Source organism: Bradyrhizobium genomosp. I (2014) (assembly GCF_000261685.1).
Classification (GTDB): Bacteria; Pseudomonadota; Alphaproteobacteria; order Rhizobiales; family Xanthobacteraceae; genus Bradyrhizobium.
In genome coordinates this window covers 11,254-30,228 of the sequence record NZ_AJQE01000289.1, presented here as the reverse complement: position 1 = coordinate 30,228, position 18,975 = coordinate 11,254, and the positions used below count along the sequence as shown (strand labels likewise).

At 64.3% G+C, this 18,975-nt stretch carries 20 protein-coding genes and 1 tRNA gene; 13 read left to right on the top strand and 8 right to left on the bottom strand.

Annotated features, from left to right (window positions below; translation table 11 throughout):
• Positions 1–821: 821 nt before the first annotated feature.
• Positions 822–2,312, bottom strand: a complete 1,491-nt coding sequence (locus IC50_RS26640) for a tyrosine-type recombinase/integrase (RefSeq protein WP_244429649.1) — start codon at positions 2,310–2,312, stop codon at positions 822–824.
• A 90-nt stretch (positions 2,313–2,402) separates the two neighbouring features.
• Positions 2,403–2,487, bottom strand: a tRNA-Leu gene (locus IC50_RS26635).
• Between the two features lie 153 nt (positions 2,488–2,640).
• Here IC50_RS26635 and IC50_RS26630 point away from each other — a divergent pair.
• Positions 2,641–3,180, top strand: a complete 540-nt coding sequence (locus IC50_RS26630; RefSeq protein WP_035711643.1) for a disulfide bond formation protein B — start codon at positions 2,641–2,643, stop codon at positions 3,178–3,180.
• 3 nt (positions 3,181–3,183) lie between these two features.
• On the opposite strand, the gene IC50_RS26625 is transcribed toward IC50_RS26630, so the two are convergent.
• Both IC50_RS26625 and IC50_RS26620 read right to left on the bottom strand, forming a co-directional pair.
• Positions 3,184–4,269, bottom strand: coding sequence for an AbrB family transcriptional regulator (locus IC50_RS26625; protein WP_035711641.1), 1,086 nt, complete (start codon positions 4,267–4,269; stop codon positions 3,184–3,186).
• 88 nt (positions 4,270–4,357) lie between these two features.
• Positions 4,358–4,642, bottom strand: coding sequence for a PsiF family protein (locus IC50_RS26620; protein WP_035711638.1), 285 nt, complete (start codon positions 4,640–4,642; stop codon positions 4,358–4,360).
• A gap of 201 nt (positions 4,643–4,843) precedes the next feature.
• On the opposite strand from IC50_RS26620, the gene IC50_RS26615 reads away from it, so the two are divergent.
• Positions 4,844–5,326 (top strand): hypothetical protein, encoded by a 483-nt coding sequence (locus tag IC50_RS26615; RefSeq protein ID WP_035711636.1) that lies wholly within the window; start codon positions 4,844–4,846, stop codon positions 5,324–5,326.
• Between the two features lie 124 nt (positions 5,327–5,450).
• Here IC50_RS26615 and IC50_RS26610 read toward each other — a convergent pair whose 3' ends face one another.
• A complete protein-coding gene (locus IC50_RS26610) occupies positions 5,451–5,999 on the bottom strand; it encodes a TetR/AcrR family transcriptional regulator (protein ID WP_035711633.1) in 549 nt (182 codons plus the stop codon).
• Positions 6,000–6,107: 108 nt separating this feature from the next.
• On the opposite strand from IC50_RS26610, the gene IC50_RS26605 reads away from it, so the two are divergent.
• From IC50_RS26605 to IC50_RS26585, 5 genes are all read left to right on the top strand, one after another.
• Positions 6,108–6,536 carry an acyl-CoA thioesterase gene (locus tag IC50_RS26605; protein ID WP_035711725.1) on the top strand — a complete coding sequence of 143 codons (429 nt, stop codon included), beginning with the start codon at positions 6,108–6,110 and terminating at the stop codon, positions 6,534–6,536.
• Positions 6,537–6,539: 3 nt separating this feature from the next.
• On the top strand, positions 6,540–7,016 hold the full coding sequence (locus tag IC50_RS26600; RefSeq protein ID WP_035711631.1) for a PaaI family thioesterase: 477 nt from the start codon (positions 6,540–6,542) through the stop codon (positions 7,014–7,016).
• A gap of 44 nt (positions 7,017–7,060) precedes the next feature.
• Positions 7,061–7,444, top strand: coding sequence for a CidA/LrgA family protein (locus IC50_RS26595; protein ID WP_035711723.1), 384 nt, complete (start codon positions 7,061–7,063; stop codon positions 7,442–7,444).
• On the top strand, positions 7,441–8,163 hold the full coding sequence (locus IC50_RS26590; protein WP_035711628.1) for an LrgB family protein: 723 nt from the start codon (positions 7,441–7,443) through the stop codon (positions 8,161–8,163). The genes IC50_RS26595 and IC50_RS26590 overlap by 4 nt, the downstream gene beginning before the upstream one ends.
• Positions 8,164–8,250: 87 nt before the next feature.
• Positions 8,251–8,913, top strand: coding sequence for a DsbA family protein (locus IC50_RS26585; RefSeq protein WP_035711624.1), 663 nt, complete (start codon positions 8,251–8,253; stop codon positions 8,911–8,913).
• An 80-nt stretch (positions 8,914–8,993) separates the two neighbouring features.
• On the opposite strand, the gene IC50_RS26580 is transcribed toward IC50_RS26585, so the two are convergent.
• The 3 genes from IC50_RS26580 to IC50_RS26570 form a co-directional block, all read right to left on the bottom strand.
• On the bottom strand, positions 8,994–9,200 hold the full coding sequence (locus IC50_RS26580; protein WP_027573305.1) for a hypothetical protein: 207 nt from the start codon (positions 9,198–9,200) through the stop codon (positions 8,994–8,996).
• An 81-nt stretch (positions 9,201–9,281) separates the two neighbouring features.
• A complete protein-coding gene (locus IC50_RS26575; protein ID WP_035711621.1) occupies positions 9,282–10,352 on the bottom strand; it encodes a phospholipase in 1,071 nt (356 codons plus the stop codon).
• A 24-nt stretch (positions 10,353–10,376) separates the two neighbouring features.
• Positions 10,377–11,348, bottom strand: coding sequence for a S1C family serine protease (locus IC50_RS26570; RefSeq protein ID WP_035711619.1), 972 nt, complete (start codon positions 11,346–11,348; stop codon positions 10,377–10,379).
• Between the two features lie 277 nt (positions 11,349–11,625).
• Between IC50_RS26570 and IC50_RS26565 the strand changes: the two genes are divergently transcribed.
• From IC50_RS26565 to IC50_RS26540, 6 genes are all read left to right on the top strand, one after another.
• Entirely contained in the window at positions 11,626–13,044 is a 1,419-nt protein-coding gene (locus tag IC50_RS26565; RefSeq protein WP_035711616.1) for a M20 family metallopeptidase, read from the top strand.
• A 262-nt stretch (positions 13,045–13,306) separates the two neighbouring features.
• The gene (locus IC50_RS26560) at positions 13,307–15,097 is read left to right on the top strand and encodes a peptide ABC transporter substrate-binding protein (RefSeq protein ID WP_035711613.1); all 1,791 of its coding nucleotides are present in this window, start codon (positions 13,307–13,309) and stop codon (positions 15,095–15,097) included.
• 29 nt (positions 15,098–15,126) lie between these two features.
• Positions 15,127–16,086, top strand: a complete 960-nt coding sequence (locus IC50_RS26555; protein ID WP_035711611.1) for an ABC transporter permease — start codon at positions 15,127–15,129, stop codon at positions 16,084–16,086.
• Positions 16,052–16,969, top strand: a complete 918-nt coding sequence (locus IC50_RS26550; protein WP_035711609.1) for an ABC transporter permease — start codon at positions 16,052–16,054, stop codon at positions 16,967–16,969. Before IC50_RS26555 ends, IC50_RS26550 begins: the two co-directional genes overlap by 35 nt.
• Positions 16,969–17,964 carry an ABC transporter ATP-binding protein gene (locus IC50_RS26545; protein ID WP_035711607.1) on the top strand — a complete coding sequence of 332 codons (996 nt, stop codon included), beginning with the start codon at positions 16,969–16,971 and terminating at the stop codon, positions 17,962–17,964. Before IC50_RS26550 ends, IC50_RS26545 begins: the two co-directional genes overlap by 1 nt.
• Positions 17,961–18,929 carry an ABC transporter ATP-binding protein gene (locus IC50_RS26540; RefSeq protein ID WP_035711605.1) on the top strand — a complete coding sequence of 323 codons (969 nt, stop codon included), beginning with the start codon at positions 17,961–17,963 and terminating at the stop codon, positions 18,927–18,929. Before IC50_RS26545 ends, IC50_RS26540 begins: the two co-directional genes overlap by 4 nt.
• Positions 18,930–18,975: the final 46 nt, after the last annotated feature.

Sequence of the window (18,975 nt, the reverse complement as noted above, 5' to 3'; positions counted from 1 at the left end):
GAGGTCTCCCTCTCGGCAGTCGACATCGGTTTTAATCAGGAGGCGGCGCGCGCACCACCATTCTTGCGGGCCATTTGCTCAATTCCCTCGTTCGGAATCGCGAAAGCCAGCGTGAACGTTTGTTCTTCCGATACCAACACGATACCAACAAAAATACCAACACATCGGCCGGCTGAGATCGGATGAGAACTGACGGCGGTGAACGCCCGTGTACGCGGAACCTACTACGTTTCAAGGGCGTCCGAGCGCCGTGCGAACGGTTGCGGACGCTTTAGAACGGGCTTGAACAGCCTAGTTGGATCGAACCAACGAAAGAAAGGTCCATTTCCAGGGGCTTGACTTTAGGGCCCGCCAGCTTGCGAGGCAGAGTCCCGACGGCCCCGCTTGGTAGCCGGGCTTACTCCGACGGCCAAACGGATTGGGGCTCCCAACGCCTCAGCGAACCTTGTTCTCGTAGAATTGGGCGCAACGAAATCGCAACGAATTGGGTGAAACGAGCGTGAACAAAACAGAACGGAAGGGCCGTCACAGGGAGAAAAATCAATAGCTTAAAAGATGCTCACTGCGTTCGGGACGCAGGGAGCGCCTCGTCAGATCGCCACCTGAACGGAATGTCGGTATCGGTGGTTGCGCCTCCGCGATTTGACCTACAACTTGAATTCTGACGAGGCGCATCGCGCGCCTTACGGTACGATTGAGGCATCCGGTTCTCGATCTTCCGCAATAGAGGTTGTTTTTGCAGATCCGGCAGCGCGGGCCTTTCAACATTCCCCAAGGCTGCACTCGAGCCGAGAGGCACAACCAAGCTTGAAGACAGTGATTCAGGTTTGCCTGTCGCGCTTTATCGGCGTCACCTTCTTGGGATCGAGCCAGTCGTCGATCCGATCAGCCCAATGCTGCATCAGCTTCGTGCGCGAGCCGATCAGCGCGAGCGGTCCGTGCCTTTTGTACAGACCTTCCACAGTGGAGTTATCTAGATGCGCAAGCTGCAACTCGACGACATCACCATCCCATGCCTTCGCGTCCTTGATCTCTTCGTGGTGAGACAAAGTCGAGAAGGTGGTCCGAAATCCGTGGGCACAATGATCAGTCTTGGTGTCGATGCCAAGCAGCCGCAAGCGTTTGTTGAGCGTGTTGTTTGATAGAGGCGCATCCTTCGAGCAGGAAAACGCGTAGCGGCGATGGCCGGTCAGCTTATGAACGCTGCGCAAGATTGCAAGTGCCTGCCGTGACAGGGGCACGACATGGTCCCAACCGGTCTTCATCTTGGCGGCTGGAACAGTCCAGCGTTGTGTATTCCAATCGACCTCGCTCCACTCCATTTCATTGACCATGCCAGGGCGGGGAATGGTCAGTGCGTCGAAGCGCAAGGCAAGGCCAACAACGTCTCCAAACCTCGCTCTGGTCCACGGTGCGCTAATGAGTTTGAAGACGCGCGTCACATCACGTGGTTCGGTGACACCGGGACGCGGGGTCGAAATGTTGGCAATCATCTGCCCATTCAGGTTACGGAATGGATTGTAGCCGTCGCCTTCAACATCAGCATAATCACAGATTTGCTCACCGATGCTGCGCACGCGGTCGCGGGTTTCCAGCTTTCCGTCGGCTTCATATGAACGCATGAAAGCGAGCACGTCTGGACGCTTGATGTCCTGTCTGCTGAGTTTACCGAAGCGCGCCTTGACGTAGCCAACGCGCAGTTCGAGCACCTCGATGGTCTTGGGGTCTCGCACCGCGACAATCCTGCCGCGTTTGACTTTCTCGACCTTCTTCTTCGCCAGCCACTCATCGGCCCATTGCCCGAAAGGTCGGGCGGCGGCCTGCCTGTGCTTGTCCAGCTGCTTCTCGATGCTCGGGTCTTTGCCATCCTTGAGCAAGTCTTTGGCCTTGTCGCGCTCGCGCCGCGCGTCTGCGAGCGAGAACGTGCCATCCTTGCCATTGCCGTAGGGGCCGATGGAGTAGGTTTTCTGCCGGCCGTGCAAACGGTAGTCCATCCGCCAGAGCTTGGAGGCAGCGTTGCCAGGCCTGCTCACGTCCGGCGTGACAAAGAGATAGAGCCAGCCGCCGGTCACGTCGGAAATCTTGGCGGGTCTCCACGCGCCATTGTCGAATTTAGGTCGGGCGGCGCGGCAATCGATGTCGGTCTTGATCTGCTTGGGGTTGGCGTACGCGCCGTAGTTCTTGCCGGCCATCTGCTCAATTCCTTCGTTCGGAAAAGCGAAGGTCACCGTGAACGTTTGTTCTCCGATACCAGCAAAAATACCAGCAAATCCGGCGGCTGAGATCGGACGAGAACAAACGGTGACGGACACCGATGTACGCGGAAGAGCCTATTTTTCAAGGGCTTCCGAGCACTGCGCGGACGGTTGCGGAGGCTTTAGAACGGGCGTGAACAGCCTAGTTGGTGCCCCTGGCCGGAATCGAACCAGCACTCCTTGCGGAACTCGATTTTGAGTCGAGCGCGTCTACCAGTTCCGCCACAGGGGCCCTCGGTCGGCCTTGAGGCGGCGTCGCGAAGCCGGCGGACTATAGCCATGGACAGGACGGGGTCAACCCGCGCCAAAGTGATCCCGGCCGTTCTCGACAGCCGCATGGGCCGGGGCTACGGCTAAAGCTGCGACCCACCGGAAAGAGGCTGCCGTGACCACCCAGAGTGCCGCGATACCTGCGTTCAAGCAGGCCAGTGCGAGCCCCGCGCTGACTGCCTCGCTGCTGGTCACGCTGATCGCCGCGGTCACGATCGCTGGCGCCTGGTTCTTCCAGCTCGTGCTGGAGATCCTGCCCTGTCCGCTCTGCCTGGAGCAGCGCTATGCCTATTACCTCGCGATTCCGCTCGGTGCGCTGACGGCGATTGCGGCTCGAAGCGGCGCACCGCGGCCGCTGCTGCTGGCGGGGCTCGCGATCCTGGCGCTGGCGACGCTCGCCAATGCCGGACTCGGCGCCTACCATTCCGGCGTCGAATGGGGTTTCTGGAAAGGGCCGACCGATTGCTCCGGTCCCGTCGTCAATCTCGGCAGCGCCGCTGATCTGCTGTCGAAGCTCGACACCGTGAAGGTGGTGCGCTGCGACGAGGTGCAGTGGCGCTTCCTCGGCCTGTCGCTTGCCGGCTACAATTTGCTGATCTCGCTGCTGATGGCCGCGATCGCCGCGTGGGGATTTGTGCGGACGGCGAAGCGCTAAGGCCTAATCATCCACATCGTCCTGCGTGCGTCCGAACAGATGCACGATGCCCGGCGTCGCGATCGTCACGAAGACGAAACGCGATAGGTGATGGGCGCCGACGAAGATCGGGTCGATGTGCAGCGTCAAGGCCAGCGCCAGCATCGCATCCATCGCGCCCGGCGCGAAGGCGACGACGACGTCGGAGAATTTCACCTGCGTGGTCAGCGCCACGATGCCGACGAAGATGGCGGAGACGGCGATGGCCACGGCAAACGAGCCCAGGGCCGCGCTGAGGTGGCCGGCGAGCGTCTTGATTCGCATCCGCGCGAAACGGCTGCCGATCAGGGCGCCGATACCGACCAGCGCCACGCCGCGCACCCAGTCCGGCAGGCCGCCCTCGACCCAGCCGGCGCCATGCAGCACGCTGGATGCGATCATGGCACCGAACATCCAGCTCGCCGGAAACTTGATCAGCCGCAGGAACAGCGCCATGGCCAGCGAGGCCGCGACCAGCTCCACGAGATCGAGCGGCGAGGCAATCGTCGTCGTCAGCGACGGCGCGGCAGAGGGGGCGACGCCCGCGATGGCCAGCACCATCGGCAGCGCGGCGGTCAGGATGATGACGCGCATGGTCTGCACCACCGCGATGCCCGGCAGGTCGGCGCCGCGCTCGACCGCCAGGATGGTGATCTGCGACAGCGCGCCGGGGCTGCCGGCGAGGAAAGCCGAGGTGCGGTCCCAGCCATGAATGCGCTGGAGGTAGTAGCTCGAGCCGAACGTCGAGCAGAAGGTGGCGAGCGCGAGCAGCCCGATGGTGAGCGGATAGGCGCCGACCTGCTGGAGCAAATGGCGCGAGACGACCGAGCCGAGCGAAATGCCGAGCAGCACCAGCACGGTCTGGGTCAGGACCGGCGGCAGCGACAACTGGCGGCCGGCGATTGCGGCGATCCCGACCGCGATCATCGCGCCCGAGATCAGTCCGCCGGGAAGGCCGGCGACGAGAAACACGAGGCCGCCGGCGGTGCCAATGACGAGCGTCTCCACCGTGCTCAAGATCTTGGCACGGCTCGGCCATTCGAACGGCAGGGAGGCGGTGATTTGCTTCACACCACCTTATCGCAAATCGGCGGGAGGCGCACAATTGCAGGCTGGTCATGCCGCAATGCGCGCGCCTCTCACGCGGATCGTGAGGGACTTACTTCTTGTCGGCGGCGGGAGCGGCGCTGCCGGCCTTCGCCGTCTTGATGCATTCGGAGCGGAATTTCTTGCGCTCCTTGCCATGCAAGCCCTTGGCGTCGGCCTGCTTGGAGCATTCGAGCGACTCGGCCGAACGCTCCTTCGGTGCTTTCCTGTCGGTGGTGGCAGCCGCATCGGCCTTGGTATCGCCCTTGGCCGCCGGCGCGGCGGTCTGCGCGAAGGCGGTGCCGGTAGCGAGCAGGGAGGCGAGGGCGACGACAGCGAGGCGAGACGTGAAGGTCATGTGTTGCACTCTGCTTGGGAGAATGGCGAAGGGCTGGGAAGGTCGGCTCGCGTTGCTGAACGCGACATGAATGAGTTGAGCCGTGGGATCACTATATTTTCGCGCCGATAGTCATCGCATCCTTGTGGCAGGCGGCCGACACGCTACGATAGCAATCCTCGTTTCACTTCCGTCGGGGAAGACCAAGGAGGAGACCAAGGGATGACCATTCAGACAAGATTGTTGTGCGCGATTGCAGCGTCCGGTGTCGCGGCATTGCTGGCGAGCGCGCCGGCGCAGGCACTGACCGCGCAGGAGTGCAGCGCGAAATATCAGGCCGCCAAGAAGGACGGCTCGCTCGGGACCATGAAGTGGAACGACTTCCGCAAGGCCCAGTGCGGTGCCGATGCGACGCCCGCCGCCGCGGCTGCTCCGGCTGCGCCCGCCGCTCCTGCCGAGCCGAAGCAGGCGAAAAAGGAGGCTGCCCCCGCTGCGGCGCCGACGCTGCCGGCCGGACCCGCGATCTATCCGAACGCGGTCGATCCGAAATACGCCAAGGAGACCCCCGGCAAGGCGCGCCTCCACACCTGCGTCGACCAGTACAATGCCAACAAGGCCACCAACGGCAATGGCGGCTTGAAGTGGATTCAGAAGGGCGGCGGCTATTACAGCGAATGCACCAAGAAGCTGAAGGGCGCGGCCTGAGCTTCGAATCGATGCGATGGCCGGAGCAGCGCTCCGGCCATTTCGCTTGAATTGTTCGAGCATGATCTTCCGGAAATCCGCTGCATACTTTGCGCTCACGCGGCCCTTCGGGTCCGGATCATGCTCAGTCGAGCAGCTTCTCGGCCGATTTCGCCACGAGTTGCGCCCGCTTGCGCGGACCGCTCTCGACGAACAACAGGCTCTGGCCGAAGATGAAGCAGTAGAACAGGAAGGCCTGCGCCTCGGCCTGCTCGGCCGCAAGGCCGGTCGCGCGATAGAGCTCGGCGACGTGCTTGAGCCGCGCCGCGTCCACGCTCGCCACCGCCGCCGCGGCGTTCTCGTCCGAGCGAGCCCATTGCCGGATCGCGAGCTCGATTGCCATGCCTTCCGGATTGAGGCGTTCGGAATAGAGCTGGATCACCGCTCTCAGCCGCTCGCGGGGCTCTCGTCCGTCGAGACTTGTCTGCTGCACGATTGCGGCGACGCGTCCCTCGCGCCAGCCTTCCAGCATGGCAACGAGCAGCGCGGCTCGGTCGGCAAAGCGGCGGTAGAAGCCGCCCTTGGTGACGCCGAGGTTCTTGGCGAGCACCTCGACCCGCACCCCCTCCACCCCCGCGCGGGCGAGCTCGGCAAATCCCGCCTCGACCCAGACATCGCCCTTGCGGTTGTTCATGAAGGAAGCCTCACCCGTTCTTGATACGGTGCCGTATTGCTAGCGCGACACGGATTTGATACGCTACCGTATCGAGCATCAAAGATGAAAAATGCGGGAGGAAAGGCGATGGCGCAGGAGGTGACCTATCGCGGCACGGTCTATCCGTGGCAATGCGACCATGTCGGGCACATGAACATCATGTGGTATGTCGGCAAGTTCGACGAGGCCAACTGGAATCTGTTCGCCCGCCTCGGCCTGACGCCGAGTTACCTGCGCAGCTCGGGTCGCGGCATGGCCGCCGTGCAGCAGAACATTGCCTACAGGCGCGAGCTGCTGGCCGGCGACATCGTCGAGATCCGCAGCCATCTGCTCGAGATCGGCGACAGCTCGATCCGCTTCCGCCACGACATGACGAATGCCGAGACCGGCGAACTCGCAGCGACGTGCGAGATCACCGGCGTGCACATGGACCGCCAATTGCGGAAGTCCACACCGTTCGCCGATGCAATCAGAGAGATCGTCGTGAAGCACCTTTTCGAGCCGGCGGAGGCATGAGCGATGGCCCCGTTCGAGCCGAAAAACCCCGAGTACCGCACGGCGGCGACCGCGATGTTCGCCGCCCAACCGGCGATGCGCACGCTGGGCCTGTCGATCGTCGATCTGGCGCCGGGCCAGGTCGAACTGGCGATGCCGTATGCGGCCGCCTTCACGCAGCAGAACGGCTTCGTCCACGCCGGCATCGTTACCGCAGGCCTGGACAATGCCTGCGGCGTCGCCGCCTTTACCTTGATGCCGCGTGAGGCCGACATCCTCACCGTCGAGTTCAAGACCACGCTGCTTGCGCCGGCCAGGGGCGAGCGCTTCGTCTTCAGGGCCGAAGTCGTCAAGCCCGGCCGCACGTTGACCTTTTGCGAGGCAAAGGCGTTTGCCGAGCACGACGGCACGACCTCGCTCATCGCGACCATGACCGGGACCTTGATGGCGATGCTGCCACGCATTGCGGCCGCGCACGTGCTCCGCGCGTCCGACGCATAGCAGCGATTGACAAGCGTGCCGGTGCATCTCTTGATGCTATGGTCATGCCTGCAAGTCTCGGCCTCATCCTGCTCTGCCAATTGATCGGCGAAGCCGTCGTGCGCGGTCTCGGCCTGCCGTTGCCGGGACCGGTGCTAGGCCTCCTGCTGCTCTTGGTCCTGCTGTTGATGCGCGACCGCTTTGCGCCGATCGCGCGCGGGCCGCTGCGCAATGATGGTGTCGAGACGGCGAGCAGGGGCTTGCTGGCCCATCTCTCATTGCTATTCGTGCCGGCCGGCGTTGGCGTCGTGCAGAAGCTCGATCTGCTCGCATCTCACGGCATCGCCATCATCCTCGTGCTCGCGTTGTCGGTGGTCGTCACGCTGCTCGCGACCGTGCTGACCTTTCGCCTCGTCAGCCGCCTGTTGAAGCAACAGGACGCGCGATGAAGGACAATCCGTTCTCGCTCTGGGTCTATCTCTCGCAGTCGCCGCTGCTCTGGCTGACCGTGACGCTGCTAGTCTATGCAACCACGGATGCGGTCTCCCTGGCGATGCGGCGTCATCCGCTGGCCAATCCCGTACTGCATGCGATGTGGATCATCGGCGCGTTCCTGCTGTTGACCGGAACGTCCTACACGACCTACTTCGCCGGCGCGCAGTTCGTGCACTTCCTGCTGGGGCCGGCGACCGTCGCGCTCGCCGTGCCGCTCTATGAGAACCGCAAGCGCGTCGTCTCATCGATCGTGCCGATGCTGGTGGCGCTGGTCGCGGGCTCGGTCACGGCCGTGGTGTCGGTGGTGGTGCTGGCCGAGCTCGCCGGGCTGCCGCGGGACGTGGTGCTGTCGCTGGCCCCGAAATCGGTCACGGCCGGCGTTGCCATGGGCATCGCCGAATCCCTGCACGCCGACCCCTCGCTGACGGCGGTCGCGGTGATCCTCACCGGTATCATGGGCGCCATCATCGTGACGCCGCTGATGAACCGCACCGGCGTCACCGATTACCGCGCTCGCGGCTTTGCCGCCGGCCTTGCCGCGCACGGCATCGGCACCGCGCGCGCGTTCCAGGTCGACGAGATTGCCGGCGTCTTCTCCGGCATCGCCATGAGCCTGAACGCCTTGGTGACCTCGTTCCTGGTCCCCTTGGCGGTCACGCTGCTGGTGCGATGACATCGCCGCCGCGACACTCTATATGAGTTGTAACTATTCCTGGTCTCGAACCGTATCGATGGAGATGGGACCGAAACGGGACGAGATATGGCTGGATCTGGATTCAGGAACAAAGGCCTTGTGCCGACGCGACGTGCGGCGCTGACGCTGATCGGAGCGGGCGCTCTCGCGGTGGGCGGGGGCGCCTCGGCGTGCGCGGCGACCGACGACGAGGTGCTGACCGAAGCCAAGGTGCTGCGTGACCCCGACACGCCCGTCGCAGGCAATCCCGACGGCAATATCACGATCGTCGAATGGTCCGACTACAATTGCCCCTATTGCCGAAAGCTCGAGCCTGAGCTGCGCCAAGTCGTCCAAGACGACGGCAAGGTGCGGCTGGTGATGAAGGACTGGCCGATCCTCGGGCCGGTTTCGGTCACGGCGGCGCGGACCGCGCTGGCGGCGAAATTCCAGGGCAAGTACCATCAGGCTCATGACGCCATGATGGGCGTCAGCTCGCGCCTGACCGAGCCGCGCATCAACGAGCTGCTCGCGGCTGCCGGAGTCGACATGGAGCGGCTGAAGCGCGATCTGACGGGCCGCGCCAGGGACATCGACGCCATCCTCAAGCGCAACAACGAGCAGGCTGAAGCTTTCGGTTTCCGTGGCACCCCGGCCTTCATCGTCGGCAAGTACCGTGTGCCTGGCGTGCTCAGCATGACCGAGTTCGAGCAGGTCATCGCCGACGCCCGCAAGGCCAAGATGAACTGACGCGGGCGGCCTCCATTGCGCGCAACGAAATGCGCCGCCGCGGACCCGCGACGGCGCATTTTTCATGTGGTCGGGCGATATTACTTGGACGAGATCCGGACCCAGTCCTTGTGCGCGCGATCGCGCAGCGCATCCCAGTCGGCCTTGGCAACGTCCCAGTTCACGATGGTGCGATTGGTGATCGCGACCTCGCCATTGGCGACCGACGACGTCTGCATGGAATCATAGACGTAAACGCCGCCCGCAAGCAGCAATGCGCCCAGGATCATTCCGAAAAAAGTCTGCATGGCGAACCTCCGGTGACCGGCAACAACGTCGGCTCGAAGTGATGGTTCCGCGGCCATGCGGCGCATCTAAGGAGAGGTCGTTCATTCTCCATTCAGCCATTGCAGCAATTCCGCATTGATCTCGCGCGGATAGGTGTGGCTGAGGTCGTCGATCTCGCGATAGGTGACTTTGGCGCCGGCGGCGGCGAGCGCCGCCTGCGTCTGCCGTGCGGTCTGCACCGGAAACATCCAGTCGAGCTTGCCGTGAGTCATGAAGACCGGCAGGCCTTGCAGGCGCCTCGCGTCCGCCATTTCCGCCATCAGCGGATGGAAGGTCGCAGCAACGGGCGCGAGGTGGGTGAAGGGCGAGGCGCCGTCGAGCCCGGTGACGTAGCAGAAGGTGCCGCCGTCGCTCATGCCGGTCAGCAGCATGCGCGAGGCATCGATGCTCCAGCGGTCGCGCACCGTATCGAGGATACGCATGAGGTTCGGCGTGTCGGTGTCGTTGCCCATCAGCGCCCAGGTCGGGCCGGTCGCGGTCGGCGCCACAAGGATCGCGCCGAGACTGCGCGCGTCACGCAGCCAGCTCCACAGAAAACCGCGTCCGTTGCCGCTGCCGCCATGCAGCGCCATCACCAGCGGCATTGCCCGGTCGGGCATGTAATATTCCGGTACATAGACCGAGAAGCCGCCGCGGCTGCCGGGCTCATTGTGATCGTGGAAGATGCCGGCGTGCTCGCTCGCGCCGACGTCCAGTCGCGACAGCAGATCGTGATTCTCGCGATTGGCGGCGTTGAGAAAGAAGCTGCTCACGGGTGGAAACTGCACCGCCAGTGGATAGAGCGCCTCCTGCGCGCGCGGGACATGGCGCAGGGCACGGAAGACGGCGACGAGATCGCCATTGCCGCGCTCGACCTCGCGGATGCCGGCAAAGGCGGCGAGGGTCTCGTCGCAGGCGCGATCGAGCCGCTCGCGCAGGCCGGCGAACTGTTCTGGCCAATCGCCGATCGCGGCTCGTGCCGCTTGCAGCGCCTCGTCGGGCGCGCCGATCGCGTTCATGACCGAGGCGAAGGCCGGCGGGTGCAGATGCCGCTGGAAGAAGCCGAGCGCTTCCAGCGCATCGAGCAGCGGCGGCAGCACGGCCACGATGTCGTCCACCACGGCCTCGGTCATCGCCCGCGTCCTCAAGCCTTGGGATCAGTGCAGCTTCGGCGCCTTCAGGAGCTTGAAGCGATCGGTCGAGGTCACCGTGACGTCGAAGGTGACGCCTTCGTGATGCACGGTGAGCGGCACGTCGACGCCGGCGGCGCCGAGCTCCCACATCTTCCTGTAGAAGGCGGTTTGGCTCGTGACCTTGTCGCCGTCCACGGCGAGGATGACATCGCCGGTCTTGAGCTCGGCGCGGGCGGCCGGGCCGTTGGCGGAGATTCCGATCACCACCACGCGGTTATCGATCTCGGTGGAGTAGAGCCCGAGCCAGGGCCGTGCCGGCTTGTTGACGCGGCCGAACTTGCGCAAGTCCTCAAGGATCGGCTTCAAGAGGTCGATGGGCACGATCATGTTGACGTGCTCGGCCTTGCCGTCACGTTCGCGCTCGAGCTGGAGCGAGCCGATGCCGATCAACTCTCCGCGTTCGTTGAGCAGCGCCGTGCCGCCCCAGTTCGGGTGAGCGGGACAGGTGAACACGGCCTCATCCAGCAGATATTCCCAGTAGCCGGCGAATTCCTGCTTGGCCACGATCTGGCTCGCGACCGATCGCGTGCGCCCGCCGGCGCCGCCGACCACGACGCGGTCGCCGATCCGGGTCGCCGCCGACGAGCCGAGCGGCAGCGGCGCGACGTCGAGCTGGCCGAGCGCCTGCACCAGCCCGAACCCGGTTTCGGAATCGAAGCCGAGTGCATGACCCTCCACGACGCGTCCGTCGGCCCGGTGCAGCCAGACCGACTCTGCCTCAGTGATGAGATAACCTATCGTGAGCACCAGCCCGTCGTCGATCACGACGCCATTGCCGGCGCGCTCGGTGCCAAGCGTCTCGGCGCTGAAGGCGTCCGGCGGGACGATGGCGTGGAGGCCGACGACGGAGCCGAGCGCGCGGTCGAGATCGAAGCCGTAGTCGCTCGCCCGCGGCTGGTTCGCCGGCGGCACTCTCCATTCGGTCAGAGCGGGCATGGAGTTCTCCTGGCTGAGAGCATCGCTCCGGCATGGCCAGCGGAACGAAGCGCGAAGCACACATAATTTAGGCCGGAGCAGGCCGTCTTGAAAGCCTCGTTCCCAACTATTCCTGAGAACGCCGCGTGAAATCTTCGAAAGGCGCCTCGTGCACAGAAGGCGGGCGCGCGCGATCCGGCACCGGCCGCATGGCTGCTGTCCGGCCGGATGCTAGGCGCCGCATGCCGAAGCTGCTAACCATTCCCGCTTCGTTTGACCAGGGATCACGGACCGAAGCATGGACAACCGCAGCGACATCTGGCGTGGCGTCGACACGATCAAGACACGTTTCATCGACCTCAGCGACAGGGTCTGGGGCATGCCCGAGGTCTGCTACACCGAGGCGCGGTCCGCGGCCGAGCATCTCGCCGAGCTGCGCCATCAGGGATTCCGTATCACCGAGAACGTTGCCGGCATCCCGACCGCGGTGATGGGGGAATGGGGCGAGGGCGGTCCGGTCATCGCCTTCATGGGGGAATATGACGCGCTGCCCGGCCTCAGCCAGGAGGCGGGTGTCGCCGAGCATCGCCCGATCGAGACCGGCGGCCATGGCCATGGCTGCGGTCACAATCTGCTCGGTTCCGCCGCGCTGCTCGCCGCGACCGCTGTGAAGGACTGGCTGGCCGAGACCAAGGTGCCCGGCCGCGTGCGCTACTACGGCTGCCCAGCGGAGGAAGGCGGCGCGGCAAAGGCCTTCATGGTGCGCTCCGGCGCGTTCGAGGACGCCGACATCGCCATCACCTGGCATCCGCACAGCTTCTGGGAAGTCGCGGTGACGCCGTCGCTCGCCAACACGCGCGCGGATTTCATCTTCACCGGCCGTACCTCGCATGCGGCTGCCTCGCCGCATCTCGGTCGCTCCGCACTCGACGCGGTGGAATTGATGAACGTCGGCGTGAACTACATGCGCGAGCACATGCCGAGCGACGCGCGCGTGCATTACGCGCTGCTCGACACCGGCGGCATCGCCCCCAACGTGGTGCAGGCCCACGCGCGCGTGCGCTATTCGATCCGCGCCCGTGATCTTCCCGGCATGAACGAGCTGGTCGAGCGCGTGTCCAAGATCGCTCAGGGCGCCGCGTTGATGACCGAGACCAAGGTCGAGATGAAGATCATCTCCGCGGTCTCCAACATCCTGCCGAACGCGCCGCTGGAACAGGCGCTGCACCAGGTGATGGAAGAACTCGGACCGCCGCATTTCGACGATGCGGACAAGAGCTTTGCAAGCCAGATCCGTGCGACGCTGAGCGACAAGGACATCTCGTCGGTCTATTATGCGATCGGCATGGAGCCGACCGATCGGCCGCTGGCCGACTTCCTGGTGCCGCTCGATGCCAAGCGCAACCCGCTGGTCGGCTCGACCGATGTCGGCGACGTGAGCTGGGTGGTGCCGACCGTGCAGGTTCACGCGCCGACGGTTGCAATCGGCACGCCCTTCCACACCTGGCAGGTGGTGGCGCAAGGCAAGAGCCCGCACGCCCACAAGGCCATGGTGCAGGCGGCCAAGGCGATGGCCGGTCTCGGCATCAAGGCGTTGACGGAACCGGAACTGATCAAGGCTGCCAAGGCGGACCTTCAAAGGCGGACGGCCAAGACGCCTTACGTCTGTCCGCTGCCGGATCACGTCGCGCCGCCGCTCGACATGTCCGTGGCGTAGAATTTCACCTCGATACTTCGTCTGATGCGGCGAACAAATTTTCCGCAGTGCAGCGTGCAATCGGGCATGTTTTGATGCTGGATTGCCGAGCGGATGGGCTGCGGAACGCAATTTTGCCCAACAGACAGCCAGAAGACCGTTTGCATACATACGGTCCCAGTTGACGCGCCCCCCATTCGGTGTGCCATCTACTGCCAGCCAAATGGGCGGCCGTCTTTGTCGGCCGTCTTCATCACGATGGGAAACCAGACGGGGGACAACCATGCTGGATAAAGAACTGCGTTCGATGATCGGCCAGGTGAAGGACGGGCGAATGGATCGCCGCGCCTTCATCAAACGCATGGCCGCGGTCGGTCTCACCGCTCCCCTGGCCAACCAGATCCTCGCGCTCGGCGGCGTCGCCATGGCGCAGAGTCCCGCGGTCTATAAGCCAACCAAGCGCGGAGGTGGCGGGCCTCTCAAGCTATTGTGGTGGCAGGGGCCGACGCTGCTCAATCCGCATTTCGCCACCGGCACCAAGGACCAGGACGGGTCGCGGCTGTTCTACGAGCCGCTCGCCAGCTGGGACGCCGACGGCAATCTCAATCCGATTCTCGCCGCAGAAATTCCCTCGGTTGCAAACGGCGGTCTGGCCGCCGATGCCAAGTCGGTGACTTGGAAAATCAAGCCGGGAGTCAAATGGCACGACGGCAAACCGCTCACGGCCGACGACTTCGTATTCACCTGGCAATACGCCAGCGACCCCGCCACGGCCGCCGTCAGCATCAGCACCTATGGTGAGATCACGGTCGAGAAGGTGAACGATCTTTCGATTCGGATCCTGTTCAAGACCCCCACGCCGTTCTGGGCAAATGCCTTCGTCGGCGCCTATGGCTGCGTTCTCCCCAAGCATCTGTTCTCTGACTACAAGGGCTCGAAGTCCCGCGAGGCGCCGAACAATCTGGCCCCGGTGGGCACCGGCCCGTATAAATTCGTGGAGTTCAAGCCGGGCGATGTCGTCCGCGGCCAGCTCAATCCCGACTACCATATGCCCAACCGTCCGCATTTCGACACGATCGAGATGAAGGGCGGCGGCGATGCCGTCTCGGCGGCGCGGGCGGTGATCCAGACCGGCGAATTCGATTTCGCCTGGAACATGCAGGTCGAAGATGACGTGCTGCTGCGTCTGGAGAAGGGCGGCAAGGGCAAGACGCTCTATGCCACCGGCGGCGACATCGAGTTCATTGCGATCAACTTCACCGATCCGAACACCGAGGTCGACGGCGAACGGTCCTCGATCAAGACCAAGCACCCGATCTTCTCGGACCCGAAGGTGCGCAAGGCGCTTTCCATGCTGGTCGACCGCGAGTCCGTCAAGAAGGCGATCTACGGGCGTGCAGGCCGCACCACCGCCAACTACCTCAACGGTCCCGAAAAATTCGTTTCCAAGAACACCTCGTGGGAGTTCAACATCGAGAAGGCGTCGAAGATGCTCGACGAGGCCGGATGGAAGGTCGGATCGGACGGCATCCGCGAGAAAGATGGAAAGAAGTTCAAGCTTCTGTACCAGACCTCGACCAATGGTCCGCGCCAGAAGACCCAGGCGATCGTCAAGCAGGCCTGCCAGAAGGCGGGCATCGATGTGGAGCTCAAGTCGGTCGTTGCCTCGGTGTTCTTCTCGTCGGACGTTGCCAACCCGGACACCTATCCCAAGTTCTATGCCGACATCGAGGAGTTCCAGATCCCGATGACGCAGCCGGATCCGGCCCTGCACATGCGCCGCTACATCTCCGCCAATGTGGCGACGAAGGAGAACAAGTGGCAGGGCCAGAATTTCCCGCGTTACGTCAACAAGGACTATGATGCCGCCATTGCAGCGGCCGAGACCGAGACCGATCCCGTCAAGCGGGCCGCACTCTACATCAAGTGCAACGATCTGCTTTGGCAGGACACCGTGTTCATCCCGGTGATGCATCGCCTGAAGGTGGAAGCCGCGGCCAACACGTTGCGGCCGGCGCTGAGCGGCTGGGCGAACGAGACGGACAACATCCAGGACTGGTATCGGGAGGCGTGAGAGACTGCCGCTGAGAGGATCTCTCCCTGATGAGTCAGTATGTCCTGCGCCGCTTGCTGATCGCGATTCCGAGCCTGCTCGGCATCTCGGCAGTGTTGTTCTTCGTGCTGGCGCTGGCTCCCGGCGACCCGTTCTCCGAACTTGCGACCAATCCGAACGTCCCGCCCGAAGTGCAAGCCGCACTTCGGGCCAAGTTTGGCCTGGATGATCCGATCTATCTTCGTTACCTGCACTGGCTGTCGGCCATGATGCACGGCGACTGGGGTTTTTCGTTCGTCAGCCGGATGGACGTCGATAAGCTCATCCTCCAGCGCCTTCCGACCACGCTCTACGTGATCGGGTCGGCCCAGATCCTGGCGCTGCTGGTCGCGATTCCCGTCGGCGTCTATGCCGCGACCAAGCCCTATTCTGTATTCGACCAGGTCGCCAACACGCTCGCCTTCGTTGGCTTCTCGCTGCCGACCTTCTTCACCGGGATCCTGTTCATCCTGATCTTCTCGGTCACGCTGGACTGGCTGCCGTTCGTCTACACCACCGACATCAATGCAACGGGCATCCGCTGGGTCTTGGAGATGATCCGTCAGGCGATCATGCCGGTGGCGGTGCTCGGCCTGTTCCAGGCGGCGTCGATGACGCGCTTCGTGCGCTCGGCAATGCTCGACGTCATCCGGCTCGACTACGTTACCACGGCGCGTGCCAAGGGGCTTGGCCAGGCCACGGTCATCGTCAAGCACGTGATGCGTAACGCCATGATCCCGGTCGTGACGCTGATTGCGTTGCAGATGCCGGCGGTGTTCGGCGGCGCCATCGTCACCGAGCAGATCTTCCGCATTCCCGGCATCGGCTCGCTCCTGATCTCCTCCATCCTGTCCAACGACACGCCGGTGGTGATGGCCGTGACCTTCGTCTTCGCGTGCCTGGTCGTGCTGTTCAATCTCATCGCGGACGTGCTCTATGGCTGGCTTGACCCTCGCATCTCCTTCCGCTGAGCGGCGCGCCTACTCGCCGTGGCGCGAGACGTGGCGGCGTTACAGCCGCCACCGGCTCGCCGTCGTCAGTGCCTTCCTGCTCCTCATTCTGATTCTGGCGGTGGTCGTTGGCCCCTTCGTCTGGCGCATCAAGATCAACGACATCGACATCGTCGCGGGCCTGCAAGGGCCCTCGCTCGCCCATCCTTTCGGGACCGACGATCTCGGCCAGGACATTCTGGCGCGGATGATCTATGGCGGCCGCATCTCGCTCGCTGTCGGTCTCGCCGCCATGCTGGTCTCGGTGTTCATCGGCACGCTGATCGGCGCGCTCGCCGGCATGTCGCGCGGCGCGCTCGGGCACGGCCTGATGTGGCTCACGGACCTGTTCCTGTCGCTGCCGCAACTGCCGCTGTTGCTGCTGCTGATCTATCTCTTCCGCGACGGGCTGAAGCAGGTGTTCGGCCCCGAGGGCGGCATCTTCATCCTGATCGTGCTGGTGATCGGGGGGCTCCGCTGGATGCCGGTCGCGCGCCTCGTGCGCGCGCAGTTCCTGTCGATCCGCGAAAAGGAGTTCGTCGAAGCCGCGCGCGCGCTCGGCGCCAGTCCGGTGCGGCAGGTGGTGCGGCACATCCTGCCCAATGCGGTCGGCCCGGTGATCATCGCCGGCACCATCGACGTCGCCGCCGCGATCATCGCGGAATCGACGCTGTCCTTCCTCGGCCTCGGCTTTCCGCCGGATACCCCGACCTGGGGCCGCCTGCTCTATGACGCCAAGGATTTTCTCGACATCGGCCCGCACTGGGCGCTGTTTCCGGGCGGCGCGATCTTCATCGCGGTTGTCGCCATCAACTTCATCGGCGACGGCCTGCGTGACGCGCTCGATGCGCGACGGGTGATCTGATGGCGCCGCTGCTCGAGATCAAGGGCCTGAAAACCCACTTTTCCACCGACGACGGCATCCTCCAGGCCGTCGACGGCGTCGACATCTCCATCAACAAGGGCGAGACGCTGTGCGTCGTCGGCGAGTCCGGCTGCGGCAAGACCGTCACCGCGATGTCGATCCTGAAGCTGATCGCAATGCCGCCGGGCCGGATCGCGGCGGGCCAGATCATCTTCGAGGGACGCGATCTGGTGCCGCTGACCAGCAATCAGCTGGACGAGATCAGGGCCAAGGAGATCGGCTTCATCTTCCAGGAGCCGATGACCTCGCTCAATCCCGTGCTCACGATCGGCGAGCAGATCGCCGAGAGCCTGCGCCGCCATGAGGCGGTGACGAGGAAACAGGCCCTGGAACGCACCATCGAGATGCTGAAGCTGGTGCAGATCCCGAACGCCGAAGGTCGCGTGCACAACTATCCGCATCAATTCTCCGGCGGCATGCGCCAGCGCGTGATGATCGCGATGGCGCTCGCCTGCAAGCCGAAGCTGATCATCGCCGACGAGCCGACCACCGCGCTCGACGTCACCATCCAGGCGCAGATCCTCGACCTCTTGCAGGACATGAAGGAACGCTTCGGCATGGCGGTGATGTTGATCACCCATGCCATGGGCGTGGTCGCCGAGACGGCGCAGCGCGTCGTTGTGATGTACGCCGGCAAGGTGGTGGAGGAGGCGGCCGTCGACGAACTCTTCGGCAATCCGCGCCATCCCTATACGCAAGGGCTGATCCGCTCGATCCCGCGCATCGACCTCGACAGCGAGCACAAGACGCGGCTCGAGGCGATCGGCGGCTCGGTGCCGATCCTGATCAACCCGCCGGTCGGCTGCCGTTTTGCGCCGCGCTGCAAGTTCGCCATGAATGTCTGCACCGAGAAGGAGCCGCTGCTGCGCGAGATCGCGCCCGGTCACCGCATGGCCTGTCATCTCGGCGATGCGAACCTGGGAGCCGCATCATGAGCGAACCCTTGCTCCGCGTCAGCGGCCTGAAGAAACATTTCCCCGTGCTCGGCGGCTTGCTGTCGCGCCAGGTCGGCACCGTCTATGCGGTCGACGGGGTGTCGTTCTCGGTCAATCGCGGCGAGACGCTCGGTCTCGTCGGCGAATCCGGCTGCGGCAAGTCGACGACGGGACGCTGCGTGCTGCGCCTGATCGAGCCGACCGACGGCGAGGTCACCTTCGACGGCCAGGACGTGCGCAAGCTCGGCGGCAACGATCTGCGCGCGATGCGGCGGAACATGCAGCTGGTGTTCCAGGACCCGTTCGCCTCGCTCAATCCGCGCATGACGGTCGGCGCTATCCTCGGCGAGGCCTTCACCATCCACAATCTCGCGACCTCCGCGAAGGAGCGCGAGGAGCGCGTTGCGGGCCTCCTGATCAAGGTCGGGCTCAAGGCCGAGCACATGCGGCGCTATCCGCACGAATTCTCCGGCGGCCAGCGCCAGCGCATCGTGATCGCGCGCGCGCTCGCGGTCGAGCCGAAGCTGATCGTCTGCGACGAGCCGGTCTCCGCGCTCGACGTGTCGATCCAGGCCCAGGTGATCAACCTGCTGGAAGACCTCCAGGCCGAGCTGAACCTGACCTATCTGTTCGTCGCGCACGACCTCTCCGTGGTCGAGCACATCTCGGATCGCGTCGCGGTGATGTATCTCGGCCGCATCGTCGAGCTGGCGAAAGCCAGCGACCTCTACCGCAACCCGCAGCATCCGTACACCAGGGCGCTGCTGTCGGCGGTGCCGGTGCCCGATCCCAAGCTCAAGCGCGAGCGCATCCGCCTCAAGGGCGACGTGCCGAGCCCGATGAAGCCGCCGTCGGGTTGTCACTTCCACACCCGCTGCCCGATCGCCCAGCCGCGCTGCGCGGAAAGCGCACCGGCGCTGAAGGAGGGCGCGGCGGGGCATTTTGTAGCGTGTCACCTGGCCTGATGCGGCGCAACGTGATGCGCGAACGGGCCGGCCTTTCGCGCGCCGG